13 protein-coding genes are annotated in these 10,011 nt (G+C 72.3%); 9 read left to right on the forward strand and 4 right to left on the reverse strand.

All coding sequences use genetic code 11. From position 1 onward, the window contains the following. Positions 1-208: 208 nt before the first annotated feature. Entirely contained in the window at positions 209-940 is a 732-nt protein-coding gene (locus ACFWJ4_RS32935) for a ribonuclease BN (protein WP_380550674.1), read from the forward strand. Between the two features lie 382 nt (positions 941-1,322). Here ACFWJ4_RS32935 and ACFWJ4_RS32940 read toward each other — a convergent pair whose 3' ends face one another. Both ACFWJ4_RS32940 and ACFWJ4_RS32945 read right to left on the reverse strand, forming a co-directional pair. Next, positions 1,323-2,057, reverse strand: a complete 735-nt coding sequence (locus tag ACFWJ4_RS32940) for a class I SAM-dependent methyltransferase (protein ID WP_380550677.1) — start codon at positions 2,055-2,057, stop codon at positions 1,323-1,325. 10 nt (positions 2,058-2,067) lie between these two features. After that, a complete protein-coding gene (locus ACFWJ4_RS32945; protein WP_359904076.1) occupies positions 2,068-2,754 on the reverse strand; it encodes an HAD family hydrolase in 687 nt (228 codons plus the stop codon). Between the two features lie 119 nt (positions 2,755-2,873). On the opposite strand from ACFWJ4_RS32945, the gene ACFWJ4_RS32950 reads away from it, so the two are divergent. The 3 genes from ACFWJ4_RS32950 to ACFWJ4_RS32960 all read left to right on the forward strand — a co-directional run bounded on the left by ACFWJ4_RS32950 (position 2,874) and on the right by ACFWJ4_RS32960 (position 4,488). Continuing rightward, entirely contained in the window at positions 2,874-3,281 is a 408-nt protein-coding gene (locus ACFWJ4_RS32950) for an SDR family NAD(P)-dependent oxidoreductase (RefSeq protein WP_380550680.1), read from the forward strand. Between the two features lie 328 nt (positions 3,282-3,609). Next, entirely contained in the window at positions 3,610-3,933 is a 324-nt protein-coding gene (locus tag ACFWJ4_RS32955; protein ID WP_359904079.1) for a plasmid stabilization protein, read from the forward strand. Between the two features lie 288 nt (positions 3,934-4,221). After that, complete coding sequence (locus ACFWJ4_RS32960) at positions 4,222-4,488, forward strand: hypothetical protein (RefSeq protein ID WP_380351554.1); 267 nt, start codon at positions 4,222-4,224, stop codon at positions 4,486-4,488. Positions 4,489-4,502: 14 nt separating this feature from the next. Here the strand turns inward: ACFWJ4_RS32960 and ACFWJ4_RS32965 are convergent, their stop codons facing one another. Then, a complete protein-coding gene (locus tag ACFWJ4_RS32965; RefSeq protein WP_359904085.1) occupies positions 4,503-4,874 on the reverse strand; it encodes a low affinity iron permease family protein in 372 nt (123 codons plus the stop codon). Positions 4,875-5,223: 349 nt separating this feature from the next. On the opposite strand from ACFWJ4_RS32965, the gene ACFWJ4_RS32970 reads away from it, so the two are divergent. Both ACFWJ4_RS32970 and ACFWJ4_RS32975 read left to right on the forward strand, forming a co-directional pair. Further along, a complete protein-coding gene (locus ACFWJ4_RS32970; RefSeq protein WP_380550683.1) occupies positions 5,224-5,619 on the forward strand; it encodes a hypothetical protein in 396 nt (131 codons plus the stop codon). An 8-nt stretch (positions 5,620-5,627) separates the two neighbouring features. Beyond that, positions 5,628-5,861, forward strand: coding sequence for a DUF6296 family protein (locus ACFWJ4_RS32975; protein WP_380550685.1), 234 nt, complete (start codon positions 5,628-5,630; stop codon positions 5,859-5,861). A gap of 175 nt (positions 5,862-6,036) precedes the next feature. On the opposite strand, the gene ACFWJ4_RS32980 is transcribed toward ACFWJ4_RS32975, so the two are convergent. After that, positions 6,037-8,118 (reverse strand): YbdK family carboxylate-amine ligase, encoded by a 2,082-nt coding sequence (locus tag ACFWJ4_RS32980; protein WP_380550688.1) that lies wholly within the window; start codon positions 8,116-8,118, stop codon positions 6,037-6,039. A 174-nt stretch (positions 8,119-8,292) separates the two neighbouring features. On the opposite strand from ACFWJ4_RS32980, the gene ACFWJ4_RS32985 reads away from it, so the two are divergent. The 3 genes from ACFWJ4_RS32985 to ACFWJ4_RS32995 all read left to right on the forward strand — a co-directional run bounded on the left by ACFWJ4_RS32985 (position 8,293) and on the right by ACFWJ4_RS32995 (position 9,879). Next, positions 8,293-8,949: a HemK2/MTQ2 family protein methyltransferase gene (locus ACFWJ4_RS32985; protein WP_359904096.1), complete on the forward strand. Its 657-nt coding sequence runs from the start codon at positions 8,293-8,295 to the stop codon at positions 8,947-8,949. Then, positions 8,933-9,190, forward strand: a complete 258-nt coding sequence (locus ACFWJ4_RS32990) for a CDGSH iron-sulfur domain-containing protein (RefSeq protein ID WP_380550690.1) — start codon at positions 8,933-8,935, stop codon at positions 9,188-9,190. The genes ACFWJ4_RS32985 and ACFWJ4_RS32990 overlap by 17 nt, the downstream gene beginning before the upstream one ends. A gap of 230 nt (positions 9,191-9,420) precedes the next feature. After that, positions 9,421-9,879, forward strand: a complete 459-nt coding sequence (locus ACFWJ4_RS32995) for an SRPBCC family protein (RefSeq protein ID WP_359904102.1) — start codon at positions 9,421-9,423, stop codon at positions 9,877-9,879. Positions 9,880-10,011: the final 132 nt, after the last annotated feature.

Here is a 10,011-nt window from a genome sequence, read left to right on the forward strand (position 1 = left end):
GGGAGGCAAAGGTGGCGGCACGGCACTTCACGGATCCGGGGCATTCGGCGCTGCCGGGATGCCGCAAGTTCTGGCAGCTGAACGGCGTGCGAAGGCGTGCCCTGTGAGGCGTCGTGCGAGTGCCGGTCCCGCTCCTGTGCGAGCTGCCTGGCACCGGTTGTGCTCTGTGTGGGGGCGCGCGTGGGGGCGCGGGTCGGACATCGAGCTGATGCAGCGTTCGCTGGCCTTCGCTGCACTGTTCTTCGTGACCTTGGTGCCGCTGCTCATGGTCATCGCGGCGGCTTCCCCGGCCCGCAGCAACGGGATCGCCCAGTGGATCACCGACGGCCTGGGGTTGTCGCCACGTGGCGGCCAGGCCGTCGAGATGCTGTTCAGTTCACGCGGGCAGGTCCTCAGCACGACCACCGGGTTCAGCCTCGCCGCGCTGGCTGTCTTCGGTATCTCGCTGACGAGTGCGATGCAGGGCGCCTATGAGCGGATCTGGGGCCTGCCGGGAGGACCGTGGCACCGCGTGTGGCGCCAAGTCGTCGCGCTGGCCGGGCTGACCGGCTATCTCGTCCTCGCGGCGTGGAGCGGTGTGCCGTGGCACCACACCGCCGTCCAACCGACCTTGCGGATCCTCGCCACGGTGCTGGGTGGCCTGCTGCTGTTCTGGTGGCTTCCGCGCTTTTTGCTCGGGGCCCGTGCCCCGCAGCGGGGGCTTGTGCCCGGTGCGGTGGCCACGATGGTCGCCCTGGCCGGTCTTCGGTTGTTCTCACGGCTGGTCTTCGCCCCGTTGCTGGTCTCCAACGCGGTCTCCTACGGCACGGTCGGCGCAGTCCTGGTGGTCCAGTCCTGGCTGATCGGGGTGGGCTTCACCGTGTACGGCGGAAGTCTTGTGGGGTGGGCCCTGGTCGGCGGCGACCAGTCAGCCGCCGATGACGATGGTGAGGGGGATTAGCGGCGGTCGCTGCATGTCGGCATCCGGTGAGTAACCGGCTGACGAGGATAGCGGGACATTGCCGGGCGAAGCAGACGACTGATCCGGTGCGGCACGGGATCGAGACTGCGGCGCGATGCCCGCGGCGCTGGTCGCCGGGGCCGCGGGCGGTCCGGCGCCAGGGGTTGGCTGAGCGGATGAGGCCGGCTCCGACGGCATGCGCGCGAGGGCAGGCCGGCTCGGTTCTTCCGGCGGTGGAGATCCAGCCGGCCAGCGCCGCCGTGAATCCGTGCGTAGCCGGGATTGTGGGTCCATCCGGGTTCCGGTCAAACGCTCGTGCTGTGGGCCGTCCAGCAGCAGTGGCACCCCGGAACGTGATGCCCGCAGGCGGGCGGGGTCGGATCTAGAGAGCGGGGCGGCGAGCCGCCATGAGGTCGGATCCGGGGGCTTGCACAACGTGCAGTCCTGCGGTTTCGAGTTCCTCGGTGAGCCGCTCGGGCGGGGCAGGCCACATGTCGAACGCCTCCCGGGTCTCGCGCAGGAGCTCCTGCTCTCGTTCGACGCGGTAGGTGAATACCACGCGCAGGATGCCGCGGTGGGGCCGACGGATGACTTCGGCGCTGTACTGGTCGGGGCCGACCCGCACCGGACCGAGCCGTCCCGCTGCCTCGCACCCTCTCGGCAGGCCGGCGGGCGGCGGATCGAACAGGAGCAGGCCGCCGGGCAGGAGGGCTGCCGAGATCGCCTTCCAGGTGGCCCGCCTGGTCGGGGGATCCAGGCAGGCGATCATGTTGGAGGCGACGGCCAAGTCCGCCACGGCCGTCAGGCCCGCCGCCTCGAGGGGCTCGGGGTGCACGGTGACGCGAGCGCGCTGGTCCGCCCCGAGGTGGGCCAGGCGCGACAGCAGGGCGGTGCGCATGGCCGGGGCCGGTTCGACGGCGTGGACGGGCACACGGGAGGCGCGCAGCAGGACCTCGGTGACGGTGCCGGTGCCGGCACCGACATCAAGGACCGCGTGGCGGGCCCGGCTGGCGGCCGCGGCAAAGCGCCGCTCGGCCAGACGGCGGTCGGTCTCGGCCTGCAGGAGATCGTAGAACTCTGCGGAGACCGCGTACCCGCTGTCGGGGGAGTCGTCCACGGCTGTGCGTTCAGCCGCGTACGGGCTGGAAGTGCGACGGGTCCGCGAGGGCGCTGGAATCGAGACAGGCGAGGAGTTCGCCGACATCGGTGTGGACCTTGAGGGCTCCGGCCGAGCCCAGGGCCCGCTCGCCGAAGCCGCCGGAGAGCACCGCCACGCAGGTGACCTGGGCCCTGGCGGCGGCCTGGACGTCCCACGGGGTGTCGCCGACGAACAGTGCCTCGCCCGGTCTGGCACCGGACGTGGCCACAGCAGCGCGGACGAGGTCGGGGGCGGGCTTGCCGGCTTCGACGTCGTCGGCGCTGGTGGCGTGATCGATCGCGTCGTCGGCGGCCAGCACCCTGCGCATGGTCTCCAGGTCACGTCCCGAGGCGGAGGAGGCGAGGGCGATCGTCCAGCTGCGCCGTTTCAGTTCCCGCAGCAGACCGCCGGCGCCGTCGAACACCCGCAGGCGCGACCAGAACCGGGCGAAGAGCGCCTGGTGCGCCGCGGTGATCGCCTCGTCCTGGCGGTGGTCACGGCCCTCGCCCAGCACGTGGTCGAAGAGCTGGTCACCGCCCATGCCGATTGCCCCATGGATGCGGGCCATCGCCGGGGTGTGGCCGAACTGGGTGAGCGCCTCGGTCCAGGCAACGGAGTGCCAGTAGCTGGTGTCGAGCAATGTACCGTCGACATCGAACAGCGCTGCGGCCGGCATCGAAGCCTCCCTCACTCACGCCCCGGCATGTCCACCCTGTCGACGCTACGGCCCGACGACCGGCCACGCACGCGGCGCCAGGCCGTTTGCCCCGCTGTTTCCGGGAAACCCGAGGCAGGGTGGAAACTGCCTGCCGGACCATCGTCATCACCGGGGCCAGCGGCGGCATCGGCCGCGCGACCGCCGAGGTGTTCGCCGCCCGTGGGTACCGGCTCGCGCTGATCGCCCGCGGCCGGACCGGCCTCGAAGCGGCGGTGCGCGAGGCCGAGCGGGTCGGCGCTGCCAAGGTCATCGCCATCGAGGCCGACGTCGCCGACGCACACGCGGTGGAGGCCGCCGCCGAACGGGCCGAGGAAGAACTCGGGCCGATCGACGTGTGGGTCAACGACGGGTTCGCCTCTGCCTTCGCCCCGTTCACCGAGATCACCCCGGAGAAGTTCCGACACGTCACCGAGGTCACGTACTTCGGCTACGTCTACGCCACCCGTTCCGCCCTGGTCCGGATGCTGCCCCGCGACGCCGGGTGATCGTGCAGGTCGGCTCGGCGATCGCCTACCGCGGCATCCCGCTGCAGAGCGCCTACAGCGGCGCCAGGCACGCCATACAGGGCTTCAACGAGGCACTGCGCTGCGAACTGCTTGCTCCCAGCAGGAGGACCGCCGACGCCGCGCCACGGACCCGGACAACCTGTTCGAGCTGGTGGATGCCCGGCGGGACTTCGGGGCGCACGGCCGGTTCGACGACCGGGCGCGCGGCTGGACGGGTGCAAGCCGGTTTGCCCGGTGCTGGTAGCGGGTTCCTCTCACGGATGCGGGGAACACGCACCCCGCAGTCATCGGACAGGAGTGTGTGATCATGCCTCGCGGATCGAGTCCCAAGCGGGAGCGGCAGTACGAGCACATCAAAGACAGTGCGCTGGAGCGTGGTGAGAGCGAGAAGCGCGCCGAGGAGATCGCCGCGCGCACCGTGAACAAGGAGCGTGCCCGGCACGGGGAGTCGAAGACCGCCAGCCGCAGCTCGGTGAAGGACATGTCCTCCTCCCGTCGCGGTGGGCTGCGTTCGCACAGTGGCGCCCAGGGGCCGACGAAGGAGCAGCTCTACAACGAGGCCAGGCAGCGCAACATCCACGGGCGCTCGAAGATGAACAAGAAGGAACTCGAACATGCCCTGGGCCGATAGGAGCTGGTGACCGTGGGTGCCGTTCCTGTGTCGTCCGAGCCCGATGTCGCCCCGGTTCCACTGCCGTCGCCCCCGCCGCAGCCGCCCAGCCCGCCGGAGCCGGTGGAGCCACCAGTGCCGCCGGATCCGCCCGCGCCTCCCGGCTCGCCCGAACCGCCCCCTGAACCGCCGGCCCCGCCCGGCCCGGGCGAGCCCACGGAGCCTGCTTCGCCGGAGCCCGGGCACCCCCGCCCGCCGGAGCCTCCCGACTGACCCGGAGCCCATGACACGGCCGGGCAAGGGCTGACCGTGACCGAAGCAGCCCTGCTGCCGTTCGCGGTGGCCGTTCCCCTGCTCGGGGCGGCACTGCTAGCCGTCGCCGGTCGCAGACTGCCCCGGACCGGCTGCGACATCCTGGCCACCACAGCCCTCCGCCGGCCCGCTGCCGACCGGCACGCGGCTGCCCGAGCTGTACGGGCGCTGCGCCGCCTGCGTTCTGGACATCTCGGCGACTACCTCGCCCGGCTCGCCCTCGGCGTCACGGTGCTGTGCGTCGCGATCGCCGCCCAGACCTGAATCCTCCCTGGCCCCTACAGCCGCTCCTCCATGCCGATGGCTGCCTTCAGATCCTCGTAAGCCTGACCGCGCTTACCTTCATGCTGCTCCAGCATCGCCCGGACGATCGCATCCAGCTTGCGCTGGATGGCATGCTCGGCCCGTCGCTCGGAGTTCTTCAGCATCGCCAGCAGCAAGAGCGTCACCGCGCCCATCGCATCGCCCACCAGAAGCTGCCACTCGATCGGCAGCCCGGCCACATGTACCGCGACGACCGCGCCCACCAGGCACAGGCACACCAGCGCGAACAGCGGCGAGCTGGTGAAGTTCGACGCCAGCTCCGCGAACTCCTCGAACCGCCCGCGCCGACCGTTCCCATGCTTACGAGCAGGATGCTGAAACGTCATGCCGACGCCCCGTCCGGTACGCAAAGACAGCCGCCTCCACTGTCTACCGACACCGTCCCCGGCGGGCCGCGGGCGCGGCAACACGCCACACGGTGCCCTCCGCAGGCGATGATCGCCATCAGCCCGTCACCGTCGCCCACGGCGTTGCCTGCGGGCAGCCGGGTCGGCGAGGCCTCTGGGCAACGAGCATGCGGGTTGGTGGGTTGCCCCCGACTGGCGCGGTGATCCTCAAGGGTGTCGCCGAGGCCGGTCGAGCGGGCGACTCCGGCGGCCCAGGCCGGTGGATTTCGAGCCCATCGGTGGGGCAGGATCATAAGCGGACAGCTTCCCTCGCGCGAGGAGGCCGATCATGTCCGCCCACCACTGTCCGCTGAGGACGTCTGCCGGCCCGGCCCTGCGGATCACGGTCGCAGACCTGCCCGGGACAGCCGGCACCATCCGCCGGGGCGGCAAGGACGACCATGACCGGCGCGGTCGGCTGGAGGACACCCTCGTCCGCGCGGTCAAGGACGGCCCGCCCCGTGAGATCGACCTGTCCCACCTCCTTCTGCGCGACTCCACTCGTCTCGACGCCCTGCTCCAAGCGCGCTTCGGACACCTACGCTGCCGCGACCGCCCTGGTCTTGGCCGTCCCGTTGGCTCGGACCAGGCGCCTGCTGGAGGTCACCGGCACCGACAGGGCTTCACCGTCCGCGACACCGTCCGCGCCGCCCTCGCCGACGCCGGTGCCCCACCTGCACGATGAGGTCCGCCATGGACACCTCCGAGCGCTACGCGATCACCATGCCGGGCCCACCAGGCGCGCAACGCCCGCCCGAGATCGTCGTTGTCCACGCCACCGGCGACAGGACGTCCGACGGCATCCCGATCTACGCCGACGACACCGGAACCTTCAGGGTGGAGATCCAAGCCGGTGCGGCCAGGCCCTTGGACGCCGCCACAGGGCCCGGCCGGCACACCTGCCTGCACGCCACCCCGCTGCTCTGACCGCAGCATTCCCACCCGTCCTCGGCCGGGACAGCAGCCGTGCCCGCGCGATCATCCTCGTTTCGAGCACCTGCGGTGCGTTGAGCTGTCTCTCGTAAGGCACGTCACCAGGGGACCGCGTCCCGAGGCTCGACCACGAAGCGCCGCAGCGAATTCAGGGAGTGGATCCCCCCGGTCAAAGCCCGGGGGCGTAGGGGGCGATTCCGACGATGAGGATGTCGCGGCGCCCTTCGTTCCCGTCGTCACCGAGGCGGACGGGGCCGACGTAGTGGCTGACGCGTCGGTCGTGCACGCCGTAGCCGTCAAGCGGCTCGGTCAGCACGAAGCGGTCGTGGATCGCTTCCGGGGGCAGCGCGTAGGGTTGCCGGCCGGCGCTCTCCGGGGTGGCGATGACGTTCTCGCCGCCCTTCACGTTCCGGCGGCCGATCAGGTGGGCGAAGGTGAAGGTGGCCGGCGAACCGCCGTCCTGGTGCAGGCAGTTCGGTGAGGACACCGCCTCCTGCTCCTGGTCGTGGACGCCGAGCGAGATCAGGTGGATGCCGACGTAGACGGGGACGCGGTGCAGGTCCTCCAGCCACAGGGCACGGTCCAGGTCGGCGCGGACGAGGGCGTCGAGCAGCCGGTTGCGGTGCAAGGCCTCCGGGATGTCGGGCAACCGGCGCCGCACCCGGGGGTACTCGGGGTTGTGCTCGTCCTGCCAGTACTCCGTGACGGTGCCGAACTCCTCGTCGGGGGTACCGGGGATGTAGGACAGCTCGCCGGTCCAGGGCAGGTGGACGGCATGCGAGTAGCGGCGGAAGCGGTGGGTCTCACGGGCGTACGGATCCGGCGGCAGGCCCTGGTAGGAGTCGGCGAGCCGGGTGAAGTCCTCGGCCAGGGCCACGGTGTCGATGCCGAGGTCCGCGGCGTTCAGGCGGGCGTACCCGTCTCGGCGCACCCGACCGCCGCGCTCGGGCGGTTGTCCGTGCTGCTGCGCTCTGTCGTCCATCGGCTTCTCCGGGCGGTCGCGGGCGTCCGTGGACATGGGGCCGGGTGCCCTTCCGGCTTCCTCCACGCTGGCACACCCGTCGGGGTCGCACCCCCGGAGGGTCCGCCGTGCGGATGACCGGGGCGGGACGGCCTGCGGGGTGGTCATGCAGTTCGCGAGGTCGTCCACGACCGCGGGCAGGCCGCCGGCCCGGTGGGCGGCACGCTGACGGTGGGCGCCGCTGCCGCGGATGGCCAGCCGGTCGACGAAGGCCGTGACCCGCTCCAGGTCCCCCAGGTCCTCCAACGCCGCGCCGATGTGCTCGACCAGCCTCCGTGCGCGCTCCGGGGCGGGCAGGACGCGCCCGGTCAGCGCGTCCGCTCCCGGCCCCGGCCAGCCGTCGCGGGTCGCGTACCAGTACGCGCCGCGCAACAGCTCACCGCGCAGCCGGGGGCCCTTGTCGTCGCGCTCCGCCAGGCGGGCGGAGGTCACCACCAGACCGCGCACGACGGCCGCCAGGGCCACCGAGTCCGCGGACTCGGCCGGAACGTCCATGCACCGCACCTCCAGCGTCGGCAGGCGGGGGTGCGGGCGGGTGTCCCAGAACGGAAGCTCGGCGAAGGAGCTTCCGCCGACCTCCGCCATCGCGGTGGCGACGCGCCGGTAGTCGTCGAAGGACTCGACCCACGGTGGCGGTCCGAGGGAGGGGAAGCGCAGCCGCAGCACCGAGCGCCAGCTCGCGTATCCGGTGTCCCGTCCGGCGTGGAACGGCGAGTTGGCACTCATCTCCACCAGCAGCGGCAGCCACGGGCGCAGGTGGTTGCCGACCAGGGCCGCCACCTGGCGGTCGTGCAGGCAGACGTGGACGTGCAGGGCGCAGACCGCGAAGTCGTCCATCAGGGTCCGGAACAGCTCCACCCCGTCGCGGTACCGGGGGTGGTCGCCCACCGGCACCGTGCTACCGCCCCCGATCACGGGCGTCGCACTGGGACATACCGTCAGGCCCTCGGCCTCGGCGCACGCGGCGAGCGTGCGGCGCAACCGAACGAGCTGGGCGGACAGTTCGCCCATCGTGGCGCACGGTGGTGTCCGCACCTCGACCTGGAGGTCCGTGAACTCACCGGACACCAGGTCTCCCAGCACGCCCGCGGCGCGGGCGGCCAGCCGCGGACCGCCGGGAACCACGGCCCGGGTCGCGGGGTCCACGACGAAGTACTCCTCCTCCACGCCTACCGTCGGTGGCAGCTCCTGGCCGTGGCCCGTACCGCCCGGGGTGCCGCTGTCGTCCACCTCACCAGACTCCCTCTCCTCGCTTGTGTCGGCATCACGGGGGTCCGGCAGGCGTGGCGTCGGGTGGCCGGCCTCGGCGTGCGCCCCGAGCCCGTCGTGCAGGGGTGGTGTGCTCACCGCTGCGGTGCCCGGTGTGGCAGGTGTGAACCGTGCCCAGTCGGGCAGCCGCTCGGCATGCTGTTGATCCGCCCACCCGGGGTCTACGCGCCCCAGGGTGACACCGAACTGCTGGCCGCCTGTGTGGGCCGGGAGCCGTTGGACGGCTCCAGCCGGGTGCTCGACCTGTGTACCGGGACCGGGGCCGTCGCGATCGCGGCGGCGCGCAGCGGGGCCCTCGTCACGGCGGTGGACCTGTCCGCCCGGGCGGTGGCCGCCGCCTGGTGCAACACCCGGCTGCACCACGACCGGGTCCGGTTGCGCCGGGGCGACCTCCTGGCGCCGTTGCCCGGTGAGCGCTTCGACCTGGTGACCGCGAATCCCCCGTACGTCCCGACGGACCCGGCCGGGGCGGCTCCCGGCCGGGGTGCAGCGCTGGCCTGGGACGCCGGACCGGACGGACGGTTGGTCCTGGACCGGATCTGCCGGACGGTTCCCGGGGCGCTGGCCGAGGGCGGCGTGCTGCTGGTCGTGCAGTCCGCACTCGCGGACGTGCCGGCCACCCTGGCGCTCCTGCACACAGCCGCACTGCGTACGGAGGTGGCGGCGCGACGGCGGCAGCTCTTCGGGCCGGTCATGACGGCCCGGGCCGCCCTGTTCGAGCGGCTCGGACTGATCCGGCCGGGCGAACGCGAGGAGGAGCTGGTGGTGGTGCGCGGTGTCCGCGAGCGTTGAGCGCCCCGCCACCCGGGTGTTCGTCGTGCCGGGTGGCCCGCTGCTGGTCGAGGGACCGGTGGAGGTCGTCCTGCCGGACGGCACTCGGCGGCTGTCCGACCGTCCGGTGGTGGCCCTGTGTGCCTGCCGGCGCAGCCGCACGTACCCGTTCTGCGACACCAGCCACCGGCGGCACGGGCGATCGCCGCGGCCTGCGGAGCGGGACCACCGGGACTCGGACGGCACGGCCGGCGGGGAGTGAGCGCGGGGACGCGTGCCCTCCGGCGCCGTTCGCTGCCCACGGCGTACCCCGCCCCGCGGTGGTCACAGGTCGGCCGGTCGGACGGTGACGGCCGTCGACCGGCCGATCGGTGCCCGCGTTCCGGACGAGGGCGACCGCGCGGCCCGGGACGCGTGATTGGGCCGGCACCGGCGGGGCAGGCGCACGGTACGGCCGGGACAGCCCCGGTCGAACCGTGGGAGGAGGCCGGGATGAGCATGGTCAAGGAGTCCGTGGACGTGGACGTCCCCCTGCACACCGCGTACAACCAGTGGACGCTGTTCGAGGAGTTCCCGCGCTTCATGGAGGGCGTCGACTCGGTGACCCAGCTGGACGACCGCCACAACCACTGGCGGACCAGCATCGGCGGCGTCACCCGTGAGTTCGACACCGAGATCGTCGACCAGCTGCCCGACGAGCGGATCGCCTGGCGGACCACCGACGGCGAAGTGGACCAGAAGGGCGTGGTGACCTTTCAACAACTCGACCAGGGCCACACCCGGGTCGCCATGGCCATCGACTTCCGGCCCGAGGGCATGGTGGAGAAGGCCGCCGACGTCACAGGAGTGGTCGACCGCCGGGTGAAGGGAGACCTGAAGCGGTTCAAGGAGTTCATCGAGGAACGCGGCACGGAGGAGGGCGGCTGGCGCGGCCGGATCAGTCCGGGCTGAATCCGCTGTCGACCGTCCACGCCACCGGCCGCCGGGACACCCTCCTGGCAGCCCGTGGCCATGCCGGATCAGGAACGGCTGATCCGGCATGGCCCAGGGCTCGGCGGGTACCCGCCGAGCCCTGGGTGCGCG

It is taken from the genome of Kitasatospora sp. NPDC127067 (assembly GCF_042724755.1).
Lineage (GTDB): Bacteria > Actinomycetota > Actinomycetes > Streptomycetales > Streptomycetaceae > Kitasatospora > Kitasatospora lactacystinica.

Bases quoted from the DNA above. Each gene is read 5' to 3' on its own strand.
- ACFWJ4_RS32935 (WP_380550674.1), top strand. From the start codon at position 209: ATGCAGCGTTCGCTGGCCTTCGCTGCACTGTTCTTCGTGACCTTGGTG.
- ACFWJ4_RS32945 (WP_359904076.1), bottom strand. From the start codon at position 2,754: ATGCCGGCCGCAGCGCTGTTCGATGTCGACGGTACATTGCTCGACACC.
- ACFWJ4_RS32955 (WP_359904079.1), top strand. From the start codon at position 3,610: ATGCCTCGCGGATCGAGTCCCAAGCGGGAGCGGCAGTACGAGCACATC.
- ACFWJ4_RS32965 (WP_359904085.1), bottom strand. From the start codon at position 4,874: ATGACGTTTCAGCATCCTGCTCGTAAGCATGGGAACGGTCGGCGCGGG.
- ACFWJ4_RS32970 (WP_380550683.1), top strand. From the start codon at position 5,224: ATGTCCGCCCACCACTGTCCGCTGAGGACGTCTGCCGGCCCGGCCCTG.
- ACFWJ4_RS32975 (WP_380550685.1), top strand. From the start codon at position 5,628: ATGGACACCTCCGAGCGCTACGCGATCACCATGCCGGGCCCACCAGGC.
- ACFWJ4_RS32985 (WP_359904096.1), top strand. From the start codon at position 8,293: ATGCTGTTGATCCGCCCACCCGGGGTCTACGCGCCCCAGGGTGACACC.
- ACFWJ4_RS32995 (WP_359904102.1), top strand. From the start codon at position 9,421: ATGAGCATGGTCAAGGAGTCCGTGGACGTGGACGTCCCCCTGCACACC.